This window comes from Burkholderia sp. AU28863, assembly GCF_002223195.1.
GTDB classification, from domain to species: Bacteria; Pseudomonadota; Gammaproteobacteria; order Burkholderiales; family Burkholderiaceae; genus Burkholderia; species Burkholderia sola.
Genome location: NZ_NKFE01000005.1, coordinates 1424514 through 1443320, shown reverse-complemented (window position 1 = coordinate 1443320; position 18807 = coordinate 1424514). Strand labels below are relative to the sequence as shown.

Annotated in this window: 15 protein-coding genes; 4 read left to right on the top strand and 11 right to left on the bottom strand. The window is 68.3% G+C overall.

Annotated features, from left to right (window positions below):
* Position 1: 1 nt before the first annotated feature.
* On the bottom strand, positions 2-2326 hold the full coding sequence (locus CFB81_RS23135; RefSeq protein ID WP_089436653.1) for an FdhF/YdeP family oxidoreductase: 2325 nt from the start codon (positions 2324-2326) through the stop codon (positions 2-4).
* A 152-nt stretch (positions 2327-2478) separates the two neighbouring features.
* Here CFB81_RS23135 and CFB81_RS23125 point away from each other — a divergent pair, with 152 nt between their 5' ends.
* A complete protein-coding gene (locus CFB81_RS23125) occupies positions 2479-3900 on the top strand; it encodes a PLP-dependent aminotransferase family protein (RefSeq protein ID WP_089437112.1) in 1422 nt (473 codons plus the stop codon).
* A gap of 58 nt (positions 3901-3958) precedes the next feature.
* Here the strand turns inward: CFB81_RS23125 and CFB81_RS23120 are convergent, their stop codons facing one another.
* Positions 3959-5200 (bottom strand): mechanosensitive ion channel family protein, encoded by a 1242-nt coding sequence (locus CFB81_RS23120; RefSeq protein ID WP_089436652.1) that lies wholly within the window; start codon positions 5198-5200, stop codon positions 3959-3961.
* A gap of 242 nt (positions 5201-5442) precedes the next feature.
* Entirely contained in the window at positions 5443-5748 is a 306-nt protein-coding gene (locus CFB81_RS36415) for a hypothetical protein (protein ID WP_218829347.1), read from the bottom strand.
* 57 nt (positions 5749-5805) lie between these two features.
* Between CFB81_RS36415 and CFB81_RS23115 the strand changes: the two genes are divergently transcribed.
* On the top strand, positions 5806-7524 hold the full coding sequence (locus CFB81_RS23115; RefSeq protein ID WP_143328632.1) for a SulP family inorganic anion transporter: 1719 nt from the start codon (positions 5806-5808) through the stop codon (positions 7522-7524).
* A 143-nt stretch (positions 7525-7667) separates the two neighbouring features.
* On the opposite strand, the gene CFB81_RS23110 is transcribed toward CFB81_RS23115, so the two are convergent.
* From CFB81_RS23110 to CFB81_RS23085, 6 genes are all read right to left on the bottom strand, one after another.
* Positions 7668-9125 carry a DHA2 family efflux MFS transporter permease subunit gene (locus tag CFB81_RS23110; protein ID WP_089436650.1) on the bottom strand — a complete coding sequence of 486 codons (1458 nt, stop codon included), beginning with the start codon at positions 9123-9125 and terminating at the stop codon, positions 7668-7670.
* Positions 9122-9685 carry an isochorismatase family protein gene (locus CFB81_RS23105; protein ID WP_089436649.1) on the bottom strand — a complete coding sequence of 188 codons (564 nt, stop codon included), beginning with the start codon at positions 9683-9685 and terminating at the stop codon, positions 9122-9124. Before CFB81_RS23105 ends, CFB81_RS23110 begins: the two co-directional genes overlap by 4 nt.
* Before the next feature lie 67 nt (positions 9686-9752).
* Positions 9753-10196 carry a MarR family winged helix-turn-helix transcriptional regulator gene (locus tag CFB81_RS23100; RefSeq protein ID WP_069617974.1) on the bottom strand — a complete coding sequence of 148 codons (444 nt, stop codon included), beginning with the start codon at positions 10194-10196 and terminating at the stop codon, positions 9753-9755.
* A gap of 86 nt (positions 10197-10282) precedes the next feature.
* Positions 10283-10516 carry a hypothetical protein gene (locus CFB81_RS23095; protein WP_089436648.1) on the bottom strand — a complete coding sequence of 78 codons (234 nt, stop codon included), beginning with the start codon at positions 10514-10516 and terminating at the stop codon, positions 10283-10285.
* A 44-nt stretch (positions 10517-10560) separates the two neighbouring features.
* On the bottom strand, positions 10561-11643 hold the full coding sequence (locus CFB81_RS23090; protein ID WP_089436647.1) for a serine hydrolase: 1083 nt from the start codon (positions 11641-11643) through the stop codon (positions 10561-10563).
* 188 nt (positions 11644-11831) lie between these two features.
* On the bottom strand, positions 11832-12110 hold the full coding sequence (locus tag CFB81_RS23085; RefSeq protein ID WP_069617971.1) for a hypothetical protein: 279 nt from the start codon (positions 12108-12110) through the stop codon (positions 11832-11834).
* 51 nt (positions 12111-12161) lie between these two features.
* Here CFB81_RS23085 and CFB81_RS23080 point away from each other — a divergent pair, with 51 nt between their 5' ends.
* Both CFB81_RS23080 and CFB81_RS23075 read left to right on the top strand, forming a co-directional pair.
* Positions 12162-13037, top strand: coding sequence for a LysR family transcriptional regulator (locus CFB81_RS23080; RefSeq protein WP_089436646.1), 876 nt, complete (start codon positions 12162-12164; stop codon positions 13035-13037).
* A 71-nt stretch (positions 13038-13108) separates the two neighbouring features.
* Entirely contained in the window at positions 13109-13393 is a 285-nt protein-coding gene (locus CFB81_RS23075; RefSeq protein ID WP_089437111.1) for a transcriptional regulator, read from the top strand.
* A 114-nt stretch (positions 13394-13507) separates the two neighbouring features.
* Here CFB81_RS23075 and mgtA read toward each other — a convergent pair whose 3' ends face one another.
* Together mgtA and CFB81_RS23055 are read right to left on the bottom strand one after the other, a co-directional pair.
* On the bottom strand, positions 13508-16273 hold the full coding sequence (gene mgtA / locus CFB81_RS23070) for a magnesium-translocating P-type ATPase (protein WP_089436645.1): 2766 nt from the start codon (positions 16271-16273) through the stop codon (positions 13508-13510).
* 715 nt (positions 16274-16988) lie between these two features.
* The gene (locus tag CFB81_RS23055) at positions 16989-18647 is read right to left on the bottom strand and encodes a S8 family peptidase (RefSeq protein WP_089436642.1); all 1659 of its coding nucleotides are present in this window, start codon (positions 18645-18647) and stop codon (positions 16989-16991) included.
* Between the last annotated feature and the right edge of the window lie 160 nt (positions 18648-18807).

The following is an 18807-nucleotide window of genomic DNA, read 5'->3' as shown; positions in this document are numbered from 1 at the left end:
GTCAGGCGGCGATCGGGGCCGGCGCGGCCGCGCGATGCAGCAGCACGGGCACCGACTTCGACGTCGGCGTGTTGCACACGTCGCCGACGCTGTCGAGCGGCACGAGCGGGTTGGTTTCCGGGTAGTACGCGCCGATGCAGCCGCGCGGGATGTCGTACTCGACGAGCAGGAAGCCTGCCGCGCGCCGCTCGATGCCGTCGTGCCATACGGTTTCCATGTCGACCCATTCGCCGGTCGCGAGGCCCAGCATCGCGAGATCGTCGCGGTTGACGAACACCACGCGGCGCTGGCCGAACACGCCGCGATAGCGGTCGTCGAGCCCGTACACGGTCGTGTTGTACTGGTCGTGCGAGCGCGTCGTCATCAGCGTCATCAGCCGGTCGCCGTGCAGCGCGCGGGCGCGCTGGATCGGCGTGTCGGTCGGTAGCGCGTGCGCGATGAAATTCGCCTTGCCCGTCGGCGTCAGCCATTCGCGATCGCGCGACGCGACGCGCAGGTGAAAGCCGCCGGGCCGCGCGATGCGCGTGTTGTAGTCGTAGAAGCCGTCGAGCGTCGCCTCGATCGCATCGCGGATCTTCGCGTAGTCGTCCTTGTACGCGAGCCAGTCGATCTTGCCGCTGCCGAACAGCGCATGGCCCATGTGCGCGACGATCGCCGGTTCCGACATCAGGTTCGCGGACGCCGGCTTGTTCATCCCGTACGACACGTGGACCATGCTCATCGAATCCTCGACCGTCACGCCCTGCGCGACGTTGTCCTGCAGGTCGATCTCGGTGCGGCCGAGCGTCGGCAGGATCAGCGCGTCGCGGCCGTGGATCAGATGGCTGCGGTTCAGTTTCGTCGTGATGTGCACGGAAAGCGCGCAGCGGCGCATCCCTTCCCACGTGCGCGGCGTGTCCGGCGTCGCCATCGCGAAGTTGCCGCCGAGACCGATCAGCACCTTCACGCGGCCGTCGAGCATGCCTTCGATCGTCTCGACGACGTCGTAGCCGTGATCGCGCGGCGGTTCGAAATCGAACACATGGCCGAGCCGGTCGAGGAACGCCTGCGACGGCTTTTCCTCGATGCCGACCGTGCGGTTGCCCTGCACGTTCGAGTGGCCGCGCACCGGGCACAGGCCGGCGCCGGGGCGGCCGATGTTGCCGCGCATCAGCATCAGGTTGGTCAGCATCTGCACCGTGGCAACCGAATGCTTGTGCTGCGTGATGCCCATGCCCCACGTCGCGATCACGCGTTCGCTGCGCGCATAGCGCTCGGCGAGCGCGTCGATCTGCTCGTACGGCACGCCGCTTTCGGCCGTCAGCGCGGACCAGCTTTCGGCGCGCAGATCGTCGGCGAACGCGTCGAAGCCCGCCGTGTGCTCGTCGATGAACGCGGTGTCGAGCACGCGCGGCGCACCGGCGGCGCGCGCGGCGTCGTCGAGTTCGAGCACGCGCTTGGCCATCCCCTTGATCAGCGCGAAATCGCCGCCGATGGTCGGCTGGATGAACGTCGACGCGATCTTCGTGCCCGACATCGTCAGCATGTCGAGCGGGCTTTGCGGATCGGCGAAGCGTTCGAGGCCGCGCTCCTTCAGCGGGTTGATCGACACGATCGTCGCGCCGCGCTTCGCGCACTCGCGCAGCTCGCCCATCATCCGCGGGTGATTGGTCGCGGGGTTCTGGCCGAAGATCAGCAGCATGTCCGCATGCTCGAAATCGTCGAGCGTGACCGTGCCCTTGCCCACGCCGACCGACGCCGGCAGCCCGCGGCTCGTCGCCTCGTGGCACATGTTCGAGCAATCGGGGAAGTTGTTGGTGCCGTACAGGCGCACGAACAATTGATAGAGGAACGCCGCTTCGTTGCTCGCGCGGCCGGACGTGTAGAACGCGGCCTGGTTCGGGTCGGGCAGCGCGCGCAGATGGCGCGCGATCAGCGTGAAGGCATCGTCCCACGCGATCGGCACGTAGCGGTCGGTCCGCGCGTCGTAGACCATCGGGTCGGTGAGCCGGCCGTGCTGTTCGAGCTCGAAATCCGATTGTTCGAGCAGTTCGGTTACCGTGTGCGCGGCGAAGAATTCGGGCGTCACGCGCTTGCTCGTCGCTTCCGCGGCCACCGCCTTCACGCCGTTCTCGCAGAATTCGAACGTCGACGCGTGCTGTCGGTCCGGCCATGCACAGCCCGGGCAGTCGAAGCCGTCCGGCTGGTTCTGGCGCAACAGCGTGCGGTAGTTGCCGCCGGCGACCTTTTCCTTGATCAGGTTGATCGTGACGGCTTTCAGCGCGCCCCAGCCGGCGGCCGGGTGGGTGTACGGTTCGATGCGCGCGGTCGCGGATTTCTTTTTCATGATGCGGATGTCGGGGTCGATGCGTGCAGAGTACGCGCGGCACCCGTGCGGCTGTGTGTACACCTGTTCACTTCAAAAAAGAGTACAGTTTCGGCCATTCATCCCGTGCGGATCGCAACTGTGTTGATGAAGGGAAGTTGAAAGGGAGGCGCGTGAAGCGTTACGAACAACTGGCCGACGATCTCCAGGCGCAGATCGAGCGCGGCGTGTACCGGCCCGGCGAGCGGATTCCGTCGGTGCGGCACGCGAGCCGGCAACAGCAGCTCAGCGTCACGACCGTGCTGCGCGCATACCTCGTGCTGGAAAGCCGCGGCCTGATCGAAAGCCGGCCGCAGTCGGGCTACTTCGTGCGCGCGCGCGCGGCGGCGCCGGCCGAGGCCGAGCTGCATATTTCCGCACCGGCCGCCGAGCCGTCGGCCGTGGACGTGAGCCGGCTCGTGCTGTCGACGCTGCGCTCGATCGCGCGCGACGACGCGGTGCCGCTCGGCTCCCCGTATCCCGACGCATCGCAGTTTCCGGTGCAGCGCCTCGCGCGCTATGCGCAGGCGATCGGGCGGCGGCGCACGCGCTGGGGCGTGATCGACGACCTGCCGCCCGGCAACCAGGAGCTGATCCGCCAGATCGCGCGGCGCTATGCGGAGCGCGGGGTCGCGGTCGAGCCGGGCGAGATCGTGATGACGATCGGCGCGACCGAGGCGATCAACCTGTGCCTGCAGGCTGTCGCGAAACCGGGCGATACGATCGCGGTGGAGTCGCCGACGTTCTACGCGATGCTGCATGCGATCGAACGCATGGGCATGCGTGCACTGGAAGTCGCGACGCACCCGGGCGACGGCATCGATCTCGGCGCGCTCGAGCGGGTTCTCGCGCGCGAGCGCATCGCCGCGTGCATGGTGATGCCGAATTTCCAGAATCCGCTCGGCTTCCAGATGCCCGATGCGCGCAAGCGGGCGCTGGTCGAGCTGCTCGCGAAGCACGGCGTGCCGGCGATCGAGAGCGACGTTTATCACGAGCTGCACTTCGGCGACACGGCGCCGAGTGCGCTGAAGTCGTTCGATCGCGACGGGCTGGTGCTGCATTGCGCGTCGTTCACGAAGAGCCTGTCGCCGCGCTACCGGATCGGCTGGGCGATGCCGGGCCGTTACCGCGACCAGGTCGAGAAGCTGAAATTCCTGAACACGCTCGCGACACCCGCGATCGAGCAACTCGCGATCGCCGAGTACCTGAAACACGACGGCTACGATTTTCATCTGCGGCGCATGCGCAAGCTGTATGCGCAGCAGGCGAGCCTGATGAGTGCGATGGTGCGGCGTTTCTTCCCGGAAGGCACGCGGCTGTCGCAGCCGCAGGGCGGGTATGTGCTGTGGGTCGAGCTGCCGCCGCGGGTCGATGCGATGAAGCTGTATACGCTCGCGCTCGCGCAGCGGATCACGGTTGGCCCCGGGCATATGTTCTCGGCCGGCACCGATTACCGGCATTTCATCCGGCTCAACTACAGCTACCCGTGGTCGCGGCAGATCGAGGATGCGCTGAAGGTGCTGGGGCGGCTCGCGTCGGAGTGCGCGGCGCGGTGAGTGCTGGCGCCCGACGGCAGGGCAGGCGGCGGCCGGCGGCCGGCCGCCCTGGCCGGTATCAAGCCGCGCGCGGCGCGTGGAGCCCGGCTTGCGCGGCGTCGACCATCTGCCGCATGTCGAAGCCCGACGGATGCTGGTACACGCGTAGCCCGAACTCCGGCAGTACCGCGATCAGGTGGTCGAACAGGTCGGCCTGGATGGCCTCATAGTCGACCCACGTCGTCGTATCGGTGAAGCAGTACAGTTCGAGCGGAATGCCTTCGGCCGTGAGCGGCAGTTGTCGCGCCATGTTCGTCATGTCGCGGCGGATGCGCGGATGGCTCTTCAGGTAGTTCGCGACGTACGCGCGGAACGTGCCGAGATTCGTCAACTGGCGGCGGTTCGCCGGGCAGTCGCCGGCCGCGCCGAGCGTGCCGTTCCATTGCTCGATCGCATCGACCTTGTCCTCGAGATAGTCCTTCAGCAGCGTCAGGCGTTCGAGCCGTTCGATCTCGTCGTTCGTGAGAAAGCGCACGCTCGTCGCATCGACGAACAGCGCGCGCTTGATGCGGCGGCCGCCCGCTTCGGTCATCCCGCGCCAGTTCTGGTAGCTCTCGGTGATCAGCTTCCACGTCGGCACCGTGATGATCGTGTGATCGAAGTTCGCGACCTTGACGGTGTTCAGCGTGATGTCGATGACCGTGCCGTCCGCGCCGGCCGACGGCATCGTGATCCAGTCGCCGATCCGCAGCATGTCGTTCGACGACAGTTGCACGCCGGCGACGAGGCCGAGCAGCGTGTCCTTGAAGATCAGCATCAGCACCGCCGACATCGCGCCGATGCCGGACAGCAGCAGGCCGATCTGCTTGCCGGTCGCATCGCCGATCACGACGAGCGCGGCCGTGATGAACATCACCAGCTTGACGAGCTGCATCGCGCCTTTCAGCGACAGGCGCGGCTGGTCGCGTTGGGCGGTGCGGTGCGTGTGCTCGAGTGCGGACAGCGTCGCGCTGATGGTCATCGTCACGAGGAACACGATCAGCGCGAACAGCACCTTGTCGGCGACCTGCGCGACCAGGCCGGGCATGCCCGGTACCGCGCCGAGCCCGAGCTTGATCACGACGAACGGGACGATGCGGTTCAACCATTTGAACGCGCCGAATTCGAACAGCGCGTCGTCGACGCGCGTGGCGGACAGCCGCGCGAGCCGCGCGATCACGCGAAACAGCAGGAAATGGACGACGGCGGTGATCGCGCCGGCGGCGGCGAGCAGGACGAGGATGCCGACGAGCGGCGTCAACCAGGATTCGTTCAGGGTCATAGGGCAGACGGGAGCCTTCTCGTGCGTTGAATCGGCGCCGCGACGCGGCGCGCGCCCGGTGAAGGGCGCATGAAAGGGACCGTGATTGTGCCATCGGGTTCCGGATGCGTGCCGTAAACGCGGGTCGATCGGCTCACGAATCGGCTCACCTTTGTACAGGTATCCTCTGCATCGAGGTGACGGCAGAGGGGGAATCCGCATCACCGCAAGCCGGCGTGCGAGCCGGTTGCCGGATGCGGCGTCTACAGGAACGCAGTCGGCTCGAAGCCATGACGGCAGGCCCTCGCGTTTCGATGCGCGCGGTCGGCGATCCATGCAATCATGCGGGCGTCGCAGGCGTCGCAGGCGTCGCAGGCGTCGCAGGCGTCGCAGGCGTCGCAGGCGTCGCAGGCGTCGCAGGCGTCGCAGGCGTCGCAGGCGTCGCAGGCGTCGCAGGCGTCGCAGGCGTCGCAGGCGTCGCAGGCGTCGCAGGCGTCGCAGGCGTCGCAGGCGTCGTCGGTGTGCCGCGCGCGTTGGCGTGCGGCTCGTCCGGCGACGGTGAGCGACACGCGACCTCGTCGCGCACCCGTTCGTGGCCCGTCACTTCGACTTCACGCATTTCACGCATGCAAGATTCCAACGAAAGCCGTCCGTCGCGCGTATGGCTGCTGAAAGGCCTCCTTCCGATTCGTCGCGCGGGCGCCGTCCGCGACATCTTCGCGGGCATGTCGCTCGCGTCGATGGACATCCCGCAGGTGCTCGGCTACGCGCGCATCGCCGGCATGCCGGCCGTCACGGGGCTCTACACGGTGTTCCTGCCGCTCGTTGCGTTCGCATGCTTCGGCGCGTCGCGCCATCTCGTGGTCGCCGCCGATTCCGCGACCGCAACGATTTTCGCGAGCCGGCTGTCGTCGATGGCGCCGGCCGGCAGCGCCGACTATGCGGCGCTCGCCGGCATGGTCGCGTTGCTGACCGCCGCGATGCTGCTGCTCGCGCGCATCTTCAAGCTCGGTTTCCTCGCCGATTTCCTGTCGCGCACGGTGCTGGTCGGCTTTCTCGCCGGCGTCGGCGTGCAGGTGTCGATCGCGATGCTCGGCGACATGCTCGGCCTGGCCGTGCCGTACCCGGCGTCGCGCAGCCTCGCGCAACTCGACTACGTCGTCACGCACGTGGTTCACGCGCACCGGCCGACGCTCGCGCTCGCGGCGCTCGTCGTCGTCGCGATTCTCGCGTGCAAGCGGTTCCTGCCGCGCGTGCCGATGCCGATGATCGCGGTCGCGGGCAGCATCGCCGCGAGTGCAGCGTTCGGTTTCGCCGCGCACGGCATCGCGGTGCTCGGGCCCGTGGCGGGCGGGTTGCCGACGCTGCGCTGGCCGTCGGTCACGTGGCAGCAGTTCCTCGATCTCGTGCCGGTCGCCGCTTCGTGCTTCGTGATGATCATCGCGCAGAGCGCGGCCGCCGCGCGCGTGTTCGCGCAGCAGTACGGCGAGGACGTCGACACCAATGCCGACATCCTCGGCCTCGCGGCCGCGAACGCGGCGGCGGCGCTCGGCGGCGCGTTCGTCGTCAACGGTAGCCCGACGCAGACGGCGATGGCCGACGGCGCGGGCGTGCGCAGCCAGATCGGGCATCTCGCGTTCGCCGCGGTCGTCGCCGTCGTGCTGCTGTTCTTCAGCCCGTATCTGCAGTATCTGCCGCATGCGGTGCTGGCCGGCATCGTGTTCACGATCGCGCTCGGGCTGATCAACATGCGTGGTCTCGCGGCGATCCGGCGGGAAAGCCCCGGTGAATTCATGCTCGCGCTGGTCACGGCCGCGGCCGTCGTGGCGGTCGGCGTCGAGCAGGGCATCCTGCTGGCCGTCGCGTTGTCGCTGATGCGGCACGTGCGCCACAGCTACCAGCCGCACACGATGGTGCTCGAACCCGTCGCCGGCAACGGACGGTGGCAGCCGGTGCCTGCCCGGCGCGGCGCGATGACGGCGCCCGGGCTGATCGTCTACCGGTTCGGCGCCGACCTGTTCTTCGCGAACGATCACCTGTTCGCGGCCGAAGTAACCGAACTCGTCGATGCGGCACCGCTGCCGCCGCGCTGGTTCGTCGTCGATGCGGGCGCGATCACCGACGTCGACTATTCGGCCGCGCGGACCTTGGTCGATCTCGTCAGGGCGCTGCATGCGCGCGGAATCGGCGTGCTGTTCGGGCGCGTGAACCGCTATCTGCGCGCGGACATGGATCGTCACGGGATCACCGAGGCGGTCGGCGCGTCGTGCATCTTCGCCACGCTGCATCAGGCGCTGGAGGCGGCGGGCGCGACGCCCGCGCCGCAGGAGCCGGGCGCGGTGTAGCGCGAAGCGGCGCTACGCGAGCGCGCACGCGCGCGAAACCGTTGCGCAGGCAGCGGGTCAGTGCCGTCCGCTCGCGGCGTCGATCGTGTGGATGTGACTTGCCGTAGCGGGGGGCCGCGCGTGCGGTGCGGCGCGGCCTGTAGTCAGCGCGAGCCGGCCGGCGCGTTGCCGGCCCGTCCGTCGCCGCCTGCACCGGCTGACCGCAACGGTAGCCGCAGCGTCGTCACGAAGCTCGCCGCATGCAGCGCGCATAGCAGGCCGAACGCCCATGCATACGCAACGGCCTGCGTGCCGCCCGCCGACGTCGCTTCGGCCTGCAGCCGCCACGCAAGAAACAGCGTGCATAGCGTCGTGAACGTCGGGCCGCCGAGCCGCTGCACGATATTGAGCGACGTGGTCGCCATCGGCAGGTCGCGGCGCTCGACCGATGCATACGCGGCGGCGATCGACGGCGCGCCGATCGCACTCTGGCCCATGCCGCGCAGAAACAGCGCCGGCACGAGCACGAGCGGATCGTAGCCGGTCAGCGCGACGAACACGAACGGCAGCGTGGCGGCGAGTGCGAGCAGCGCGCCGGCGGCGGCCAGCCGGCGTACGCCGAACCGGCTCGTCAGTGCGCCCATCGACGGATAGGTGACGAGCATGCCGAGGCCGAGCGGCGCGAGCAGCCAGCCCATTTCGCCCGGCGAGCGCCCGCACGCCTGGATCAGGAACACGGGAATCAGCATCTGGCCCGCATACAGCGCGCCGTTCGACAGGAATTGCGTGCCGGCTGCCGCGCCGAACACGCGCGAGCGAAACAGCGCGAGATCGATCAGCGCACGTTCGCCCTGGCGGCGCTCGAAGCACAGGAACGCGACGAGCAATAGCGCGGAGCCCGCGACCGCCGCGATGCCGGGCAACGAGCCGATCCGCTCGACGCCGTACAGGAACAGCACGAGGCCCGGCGACAGCAACGCGAGGCCGATCCAGTCGAGTTCGCGCCGCGGCGCATCGTCCCGGTCGCCGGGCAGGAACCGCGCGGCTAGTGCGAGCGCGAGCGCGCCGACGGGCAGGTTCACCAGAAACAGCCAGCGCCACGACGTGTGCTGCAGGATCGCGCCGGCCACGACCGGGCCGAGGATTGGCGCGAGCAGCACCGGTACCGCCGCGTAGCCGATCACGCGCGCCATCTGCTGGCCGGCGACACGCGCGATCATCATCTGCGCCATCGGCGCGAGCAAGCCGCCGCTGACGCCTTGCAACACGCGGAACGCAATCAGCGACGGCGCGGACCACGCGAGCCCGCACAGCGCCGATGTAAGCGTGAACGCCGAGAAGCACCACAGGTACAGCGCCTTCGCGCCAATGCGATCGACGAGCCAGCCGCTCAGCGGCAGCACCAGCGTCAGCGCGAGCAGGTAGCCGCTCGTCACCCACTGGATCGTCGACAGGCTCGCATGCAGGTCGGTCGCGAGGCTCGACAGCGACACGTTGACGATCGTCGCATCGAGCTGCGACAGCAGCGAGCCGAGCGTCGCGACCGCGCTGACTTTCCAGATCGACGGATCGAGCCGCTCGGCTGCGTGGCCCGGCGCCGGCTGTCTGCGTTCGTCGCTCACGCGCCGCGCCGGTCGAGCAGCGCGACGATGTCCTGCGTCGTGCCCGTCTCGCCGAGGCGCGGGAACAGCCGCTCGACGCTGTTGACGTGCGCATCCGCGTTGAGGTCGGTCATCGCGTCGATGGCGAGCGTCACGTTGTAGCCGAGTTCGTGCGCCTGTCGCGCGGTCGATTCGACGCCGATGCTCGTCGCGACGCCGGTCAGCACGATCTGCGTGACGCCGGCTGCCTTCAGATGCGCGTCGAGACCGGTGCCGGTGAACGCGCCCCAGGTCTGCTTCGTCACGACGTGGTCGCCTGGCTGGCGGTTCAGTTCGGGCACGAGTTCGGTCCAGTCGGCGGGAAGCTGCGCCGTGCGCGGCGCCTGCTCGGTGCGGCCCGGCGCGCCGCCCGCGACGTTGACCAGCACGACCGGCAGGCCGCAGCCGCGGAATGCGTCGAGCAGTTCGCGAGCGTGGGCGATCACCGGTGCGACCGGGTGCGCGGTGGGCAGGGCGACGATGCCTTTCTGCAGGTCGATGACGACCAGCGCCGTGTTCGTGTCGAGACGGGTTACGCTCATGATGGGCTCCGGGGGAAAGGGCGAGGAAAGCCGGGCGCGCGCATGCTGCGCGGCGCACCGGCCGGGTTCATTGCTCGCCGATGCGGCGGATCAGCGGGATGGCCGCGGCAAGCGTGTCGATGTCTTCCGGATCGAGTTGTTCGATCGCCGCGCCGAGCCACTTGTGTTTTGCGGCATTGCGCTTGCGCCGCGCGTCGACGCCGGCGGCGGTGAGTTTGAACAGGATCTGGCGGCCGTCGGTCGGATGCGGTTCGCGCTCGACGAGCGCGTCTTCCTCGAGGCTTGCGAGGATCGCCTTCATCGACTGCGGCTTCATCGCTTCGGCGCGCGCGAGATCGGCGGTCGTCATCGGCCCGTGCCGATCGAGCCGCGCGAGCGCGCTCGTCTGGGACATGCCGAGTCCACCGGAATCGATTTCGGAGCGCAGCCGGCGGATGAGTTGGCCGACCGCGAGGGTCAGGTCGGCGGCGACGGTTTCGGCGGAAACGCCGGGTTTGCGTGGCGGGTTCATGCGGCGAATCTTAGAACACGACAGTTAGACTTGCAAGTTTAACTGTCGAATTGACCGCCGGCCCGGCCGCACCGTCCGGCGCGCGACTATGCGCGTCGATGCTCGACCGGTACGACTTCGCTGTATCGCGGGGTTGCGTTTTCGTGCAGCAGATCGCCGAGGTACTGGCCGAGTTCGTCGGCGGTGAGCGCCGACGGAATCTGCAGATTGGCCGGGCGCCGCTTGCCTTCGGCGCCGAGATCGAACACGGCCCAGCGGCCGTCGGTGCGCACGACGGCGAGCAGCCGGCCGAAGGCGTTGAAGCGGTATTCGTGCTGCATCGCGTCGCTCCCGTGGCGTGAAAGCGCCGGCTGCCCGTGTGCGTTTACTGGATCGAGCAGGACAGCCAGCGATGGATTCTGATTGCGTCGCTCGATACGCCGGCACGCGTCGGTGCGCCGAGCAGCACGACCGTTTCGCGGCGGCCTTTCACGCGCATGCGCATCACGACGCTGTGCCCCGATTCGTTGATGAAGCCGGTTTTCTGCAGCCGGATCGGCAGGCGGCGGTAGCGCACGAGCGGGTCGGAATTCACGTATACGAGTTCGCCGTCGCCGGGGCGCACGGTGGTCGACAGATCGGTCGAGAAATAGCGGATCAGCGGATCCTGCGCGGCTGCGCCGACGAGCCGCGCGAGATCTTCCGCCGTCGACACGTTGTGCGGCGACAGGCCGGTCGGCTCGCGAAAGTGCGTATGCCGCATGCCGAGCCGGCGCGCTTCGCGGTTCATCGCCTGCACGAACGCCGCGCGCCCGCCCGGATAGTCGCGGCTAAGCGCGGCGGCCGCGCGGTTTTCCGACGACATCAACGCGATATGGAACATGTCGCGGCGCGACAGTTCCGAGCCGACCTGCAGGCGCGAGCCGGTGAACTTGATCGTGTCGCGATCGCGCGCGGTCACGCGCAGCACGCCGTTCAGCGGACGATGGGCGTCGCGCGCGACGACGGCCGTCATCAGTTTCGAGATCGATGCGATCGGCCGTACGGTGCGTGCGTTGCGCGCGAGCAGCGGGGTGCCGGAATCGACGTCGAGCACATAGGCCGCGCGTGAATGCAGCGACCCGACCGCGCGCGGGGTGTAGCCGCAACGGGCGAGCAATTTCGGTTTCGCGGGCGCGCGCGGTCGCACGGCGGTCGTGCGTTTCGCGCGCCGCTGCTGCGATGCGGGTGCCGCGTGGCGTTGGGCCGCTTGATGCGTCACGCGCGAGTGACGACGCTTGACGGCCTTTTTCTTGCGATGGGGTGTCTTCTTGACGGCCTTCGCATGGGCATGCGGTTGCGCATGGGCGGTGCGATGCGGCTGCACGCGTTGCGCGGACGCATTCGCGGCGAATGCGAGCAGCAGGAACGACAGGGCGAGGATCAGGGTGGTCCGGGCGCGAGGCAGGCGCGCGATGAGGCCGGTCAAGCGAAAGTCTCCTTTTCACGCGCGATGCGGCTGCGCGCAATGCGTGGGCGGTCAGCGGGTGCGGGAAATTATACGGTCGATCGCGGGGCGATGACGATTGGATGACGCGCGATACGGGAGGGTTCCGGTCGCTTTTGCGCTGCCGGGCAAGCGGTGGGCGTGGCGTGAAAGGCGGGCAGATACGCGGTTCAGCGCGGCCAGTTCCGCCGCGACACGACCGCGAAACTGATCGCGATCGAACCGGTCATCGCACGCGGCGTCGCGTCTTCCAGCGCATCGCCGAAGCGAAAGCGACGACTGCGCCCGTCGGTACGTTCGGCACGACGCTTCCGTGCGCGGGTATCGACAGCAGCGGCGCATTCGCTTGCATCAGGGACATCGGATGACGGCTCGGCCACGCAGTCGGCCGCTGGATCGAGGGACATGAAAGTGCGTTCCGGGAAGGGCATGTCCGTATTGAACGCCATTGCATTCGATCGGTAAAATGAATCTTTCGATCATTATGATTCCGTTAAAGAATGGAACTGAAGCTGCTTCGCACGTTCCTGACGGTGACCGAGTTGTGCCATTTCAGCCGTGCGGCCGACGCGCTGCACATGAGCCAGCCCGCGCTCAGCAAGCAGATCGGCGCGCTCGAGGCGAGCCTCGGCGGCAAGCTGTTCGAGCGCGGCCGGCATGGCGCGGAACTGACGCCGTTCGGCGAACGCTTCCTGCCCGACGCGCAGGCGCTCGTACGCGATGCCGACGAAATCCTGGCGCGTGCGCGGGAAGCGACGAGCGGCCAGCGCGGGCATTTGCGGCTCGGCATCTGCCTGTCCGTGCTCACGCTCGTGCCGAAACTGATCGCCGAATTCCGTCGTCGCAATCCGGGTATTGCGGTGACGCTGAGCGACCTGTCGTCCTCCGAACAGACGCGCCGGCTGCACGCTGGCAAGCTCGACGCCGGTTTCCTGCGTCTGCCTGCCGACGAAGGCTTGTCGTCGTTCAAGGTGACCGACGAAGCGCTCGCGCTCGCGGTGCCGCCGCATCTCGGCTTCAGGCGCGTGCCGGCCAACCTCGACGTGCTCAACGAGATCGGCTTCATCGCGCTGCAGCGGGCGCGCGGCCCCGGGCTGGCCGCGCAGATCGACCGGTGGTGCGTCGAGCGCCGCTTCGTGCCGCACGTGATGCAGCAGGCGGAGGACGTGCAGTCGGTGCTGACGTCGGTCGCGGCCGGCGTCGGCGTCGCGTTCATCCCGTCGAGCGCGCAGTACCTGCTGCGCGACGCGACGGTGCTGCCGCTCGACGGCCGGGACGCGAAGTGGCGCGTGGGGCTCGCATGGCGGGCCGAGCGCGACGATCCCGTCACCACGCGTTTCGTGTCGTTCATGCGCGCCGCACTCAAGGGCGCGTGACGCGGCGTATAGTGCTCGCGATGGTTGTCTCCATGCATGCCGGCCCGACGCCGGCCGACGAACCCGAACCGATGACTTCAGAATCCGACGAATCCCCGCTCGATCCCGCACTCGTCGCCACGCTCGCGACGCTGAACGAAGCCGCGAGCGATCCGGCCGGAAAGCCGTGGTCGCTGCCGAAGATCGCAAAGCGCACGCAATTGCCCATGAGCACGCTGCGGCGCGTGCTGACGCAGCTGGACGCCGCGGGCCTGAGCGCGACGACGCTGAACGAGGACGGTACCGGCAGCGCCGTGCTGACCGACGAAGGGCGCGTGGTGTGCGCGCAGCTGTTCGGCGCGAACGATGCCCAATGATTGAAAAACGGGCCGCTGATGCGGCCCGAGGCATACGGATGGTTCGACGCGGACGTCGCGCCGGCCCGTTCGTCGCTCGCGAGCACGGGCCGGCGCATCGTCATCCGCGCGCCATCAAAACCACTGCTTGTAGCGACGCACGTAGATCGTCTTGACGATCTGCGCGAGCACGATGTAGCCGACCATCGTCGCGGCGAGCCACAGCCAGTAGGTGCTTGGCAGGTGCATGAAGCCGAGCGCTTGCGCGAACGGCGAGAACGGCAGCCAGCAGCCGATCGCGATCGCGGTGAAGGTCGACAGCAGCACCGGCAGCGACGCCGTGCTCTGCAGGAACGGGATCTTCTGCGTGCGCAGCAGATGCACGACGAGCGTCTGCGACACGAGGCTCTCGATGAACCAGCCCGAATTCATCACGATCTGGCCGCTCGCACCGCCGTTCAGGTGATACAGCGCGCCCGCACCGAACACGGTCCACATCAGGACGTACGTCGTGATGTCGAATACCGACGACGTCGGCCCGACCCACAGCATGAAGCGGCCGATGTTGCCGGCCTCCCACTTGCGCGGCTTCTTCAGGAACTCGCGGTCCATCTTGTCCCACGGCAGCAGCATCTGAGACGTGTCGTAGATGAGGTTCAGCACGAGCAGCTGCGTCGCGAGCATCGGCTCCCACGGCAAGAACGCGCTCGCGACGAGCACCGAGAACACGTTGCCGAAGTTCGAGCTGGCGGTCATGTTCAGGTACTTCAGGATGTTGCCGAACGTCTCGCGGCCCTTGATCACGCCTTCCTCGAGCACCATCAGGCTCTTCTCGAGCAGGATGATGTCGGCGGTTTCCTTCGCGATGTCGGCGCCGCTGTCGACCGAGATGCCGACGTCCGCGTCGCGCAGCGCGGGCGCGTCGTTGATGCCGTCGCCGAGGAAGCCGACCGTGTGGCCGTTCGCCTGCAGCGCCTTGACGATGCGCGCCTTCTGCAGCGGCGTGAGCTTCGCGAACACGGTCGTGCGTTCGACCACCTGCGCGAGCGTCGCGTCGTCGAGCGTCTCGATTTCGGCGCCGAGGATCGGCTTGCCGGGTTCGAGGCCGACCTGGCGGCACACCTTCACCGTGACGGTCGGGTTGTCGCCCGTCAGCACCTTTACCGCGACACCGTTCTCGCGCAGCGCGGCGAGCGCCGGTGCGGCCGATTCCTTCGGCGGATCGAGGAAGGTCAGGAAGCCGCGCACGACGAGGTCGCGCTCGTCGGCGGTGCGGTATTGCGCGCGTTCGTCGCCGCGCGGGATCGTCCGCGTGGCGAGCACGAGCACGCGGAAGCCGTCCTCGTTGTACGCGGTGGCCTGTTCGAGCAGCCGCTTGCGGGCCACGAAGTCGAGCGGGCGCACCCCGTCCTCATCCTGCACGTGAGTGGACACCGCCAGCATTTCCTCGACCGCGCCCTTGCAGATCAGCAGATGCGTGCCGCGCGTATCCTCGACGACGACCGACAGGCGGCGCCGCACGAAGTCGAACGGCAGTTCGTCGATCTTCTTGTAGCCCTGCGGCTTCACGCGTTCGCCGATCTCGTCGGCGCGCGCGACGACCGCGATGTCGATCAGGTTCTTCTGGCCGCTCTGGTGGAAGCTGTTCAGCCAGCCGAGCCGCAGGATGTCCTCGTTCTTGTGGCCGGACAGGTCGAGGTGGTGTTCGAGGATGATCTTGTCCTGCGTGAGCGTGCCGGTCTTGTCGGTGCACAGCACGTCCATCGCGCCGAAGTTCTGCACCGAGTTCAGCCGCTTGACGACGACCTTGCGGCGCGCCATCGCGACCGCGCCGCGCGCGAGGTTCGCGCTGACGATCATCGGCAGCATCTCGGGCGTGAGGCCGACGGCCACCGCGAGCGCGAACGTGAGGGCGCTCAGCCAGTCGCCCTTGGTCAGGCCGTTGATCATGAACACGATCGGCACCATCACGAACATGAACTTGATCAGCAGCCAGCTCACGCTCGCGACACCGCGGTCGAAGCTCGTCTCGATGCGCTTGTGGCTCACGACGTTGCGCGCGAGCGAGCCGAAGTACGTGTCCTCGCCGGTCGCGACGACGACGGCCGTCGCCGTGCCGCTGACGACGTTGGTGCCCATGAAGCAGACGTTTTCGAGATCAAGCAGAGACGCCGGTGCATCGTTCGCCGCGCCGGTCGCATGCGTGCCCGCGGATTTGCCGGCCACCGCGCCGAGCGTGTCGTACTTCTCGACGGGCAGCGCCTCGCCGGTCAGCACGGCCTGGCTGATGAACAGGTCGCGCGATGCGAGCAGGCGCACGTCGGCGGGGATCATGTCGCCGGCGGAAAGATGCACGATGTCGCCGGTCACGACTTCGCGCATCGGCACCTCGCGGCGCGTCGGCTCCGACGTGTCCGTCAGGGCGCGCTGCACGGTGGCCGTCGTGCGGACCATCGCCTTGAGCTTCTCGGCCGCGCGCAGCGAACGGAATTCCTGCACGAAGCGCAGCAGCGCGCTGATCGTGACCATCGTCAGCAGGATCGTCATGCCGACGTAGTCGCGATCGTCGGGCGCCGCGAAATAGACGTCGGTGCAGAAGCTGATGGCGGCCAGCACCAGCAGCACGTAGACGAACGGATTGTGGAACGACAGCAGCAACTGGCGGGTCCAGTGCGGCGGCTTGTCGTGCGCGATTTCGTTCGGGCCGTCGTGCTGCAGGCGGTCGGCGGCCTGGTCGTAGGTAAGGCCGCGCGTGCTGGTGCGCAGCGACTTCAGCGTGTCTTCGAGCGGGCGGGCTGCTTCCTGCGCGGCGCGCATGATGCGCGGTTCGTTCTGCCGGCCGGCGCCGGCCTTGATGAAGCCGCGCTGTTTCTTGTGCGAGGTGTTGTGTCGTGTCGTCATGAGTCGCTCCTTGCGCACGAGGCGGCGGGCGGGGAGCGGCCGTGACGTTATCGACGCACGCGCGCTCCCCGCCGCGTCGCGTCAGGCGCGATCGGCTGTGGGTCGGTAAAGGCGGGAACGCTCGCCGGCGCGCGGAATGCGGACGGCGTGTCGATGCGCAGCGTCGCACCGGCGAGCGGTAATCGACTACTGTCGTCTGAGTTCATCTGCACTCCTGTCGGTTGCGGATTGTCGGCGCGGGCGATCGGCAGCGGCGCGCGCAACGACGCGCGCGGCCGGACGGCACGCGAACGGAGGGCGCACGCGGCTGGCGCCGCGCGCAACGCGAACGCACACGCGCGACGGCGCGTCGCGTGCATTCGACAACATCGAAAATTCGCGGGAGATCTGGCCGGTAGTCAGGCCGGAAGGACGCCGCATCCTGCTTCCCGGGATGCGGCAGAAGACGAGGCTCTGCGCGTTTTCCTCAGGCAGCAGTCAAGTTGGTGACGCACCAACTACAACTCGCATCGGTGTTCACAGAACACTCCATGTAATGAGACCGGGGCGATGGTAATGGCTCGCTGTGCGAAGCGTCAACCCTTTTGTCAGGCGTTATTTCGAGATACTCGATCGTGCCGGTACGCGTTCGCGGGCGTGTGCGGCAGCCCGTCACGAAACAGCCGCGCGCATGCCATGTCGGCATGCGCGCGGCCGTGTCGAACGAGGGTGCCGGTTACTGGTTCGCGGTCGCGACGGCGGCCCCTGCATCGAGGATGCCCGAGCCCGCCGGCAGCGCGGTGCACGACGTGCCGGCCGCGAGTTTCGCCGCGCGCGTGCCGCCTTGCAGCTTCTGCAGGATCTGCGCGGGCGTGAGGTTGCCGTTGACCGACAGCATCAGCGCGGCGACCCCCGTCACCTGCGGCGCCGCGAGGCTGGTGCCGTTCGCGGGGCCATAGGTGTCCGAGCCCGGCGTCGTCGTGCCGGTGTTCGACGTCGACACGATGTTGACGCCGGGCGCGCTCAGCGCGACGTCGGCGCCGAAGTTGCTGAACGAGGCGCGTCGGCCCGTCGCGTCGGTCGCGGCGACGGTGATCACGCCGCGGCAGTTCGCGGGCTGGTCGAGCCCGGTCGACAGGCCGTCGTTGCCGGCCGCGACGACCACGGTCACGCCCTTCGCGGTCACGTCGTCGATCGCCTGCTGGAACGTCGTGCTGCATGCGCCGACCCCGCCGAGGCTCAGGTTGATGATCTTCGCCGGCCGCGGGTTCGTCGGTACGCCGGCCACGGTGATGCCGGCTGCCCAGCGCATGCCGTCCGCGATGTCGCTCGTCACGCCGCCGCACTTGCCGAGTACGCGCACGGGCAGGATCTGGCCGAGCCACGATACGCCGGCGACGCCGGTGCCGTTGTTGGCGGTCGCGCCGATCACGCCCATCACGCGCGTGCCGTGCCAGCTGCTGTTGCTCGGCTGGCTTGCGCAGTGATAGTACGGGCCGTTGACGTTGTCGAGCTCCTGCTGCGTGACCCAGTCGCCCGGATCCGTTGCGTCCGGGCCGCGCGTCAAGCCGTTGTTGCTGGTGTTGACGTTGCTGATGAAGCTGTAGCCGGACAGCAGGTTGCCGACGAGATCGCCGTGCGGCCGATAGCCGGTATCGAGCACGGCGGTGACGACGGTCGGCGAACCCTTGGTCACGTTCCACGCCGGTGGCAGGTCGATGCCGGCGGCCGGGTCGGACAGGTACCACTGCTGGTTGTAGAGCGGATCGCTCGGCGTGTCGCGGATCTGCATCGGGTGATCCGGTTCCGCGTAGTCGACATCGCTGTCGGCCGCGAACGCCTGTGCGAGCGCGGCGGCATCGGCGGCGGCCATGCGCTGGCCGAGCGACAGCACGGTCGCGCCGCTCGAGATCGTTCGTTCGACCTGTACGTTCACCGGCGTTGGCGCAACCGTGCTCGCGTACGCGCGTGCGTTGCCGGTCACGGGCGCCGTCCAGCGCGTCATCGCGCGCTGGATCACCGCATCGAGTCGCGAGCCGTTGTCGACGGTCGCCATCGCGCGGGTGGCCGTCAGCGTTTTGAGCTTGACGATGAGGTGATCGACCGGCGGCTCGACCGGCGCCGTTTGCGCGGCCATCTGTGTGGCGGCCTGCTGCGACGTGCACGTATTGCCGCCGGTCGACGCCGGCGGGGCGGGTGCGGGAGCAGGCGTCGGAGCGGGCGCCGGCGTGGGCGTCGGTGCGGGTGCCGCGTTGGACGAAGACGGGTTGCTGCCGTCGCCGCCGCCTCCGCCGCAACCGGCGAGGGGCAGGAGAGCGGCGGCGGACAGCATACCGGCGAGCATGCGCGCATGGGCCGGACGGACCAGCGCGAAATTGAAGCGTTTGGCTTTCATATTGAAAGTCGATCCTCGAAGATAACCGTCGTGCCGGCGGTGGTGCCTGGTCCGGCGTAAACCGGACCTTGTTTTTGTTCGGCGCACCCAGGGCTGCTGCGACGCGCCATGCATTGGGTAACGGCTGATGAGGCGGCTTCTTGAATATGTTTTGTGTGAA

Bases quoted from the DNA above. Each gene is read 5' to 3' on its own strand.
- CFB81_RS23135 (WP_089436653.1), bottom strand. From the start codon at position 2,326: ATGAAAAAGAAATCCGCGACCGCGCGCATCGAACCGTACACCCACCCG.
- CFB81_RS23120 (WP_089436652.1), bottom strand. From the start codon at position 5,200: ATGACCCTGAACGAATCCTGGTTGACGCCGCTCGTCGGCATCCTCGTC.
- CFB81_RS23115 (WP_143328632.1), top strand. From the start codon at position 5,806: ATGCAAGATTCCAACGAAAGCCGTCCGTCGCGCGTATGGCTGCTGAAA.
- CFB81_RS23105 (WP_089436649.1), bottom strand. From the start codon at position 9,685: ATGAGCGTAACCCGTCTCGACACGAACACGGCGCTGGTCGTCATCGAC.
- CFB81_RS23100 (WP_069617974.1), bottom strand. From the start codon at position 10,196: ATGAACCCGCCACGCAAACCCGGCGTTTCCGCCGAAACCGTCGCCGCC.
- CFB81_RS23095 (WP_089436648.1), bottom strand. From the start codon at position 10,516: ATGCAGCACGAATACCGCTTCAACGCCTTCGGCCGGCTGCTCGCCGTC.
- CFB81_RS23085 (WP_069617971.1), bottom strand. From the start codon at position 12,110: ATGGCGTTCAATACGGACATGCCCTTCCCGGAACGCACTTTCATGTCC.
- CFB81_RS23080 (WP_089436646.1), top strand. From the start codon at position 12,162: ATGGAACTGAAGCTGCTTCGCACGTTCCTGACGGTGACCGAGTTGTGC.
- CFB81_RS23075 (WP_089437111.1), top strand. From the start codon at position 13,109: ATGACTTCAGAATCCGACGAATCCCCGCTCGATCCCGCACTCGTCGCC.
- mgtA (WP_089436645.1), bottom strand. From the start codon at position 16,273: ATGACGACACGACACAACACCTCGCACAAGAAACAGCGCGGCTTCATC.
- CFB81_RS23055 (WP_089436642.1), bottom strand. From the start codon at position 18,647: ATGAAAGCCAAACGCTTCAATTTCGCGCTGGTCCGTCCGGCCCATGCG.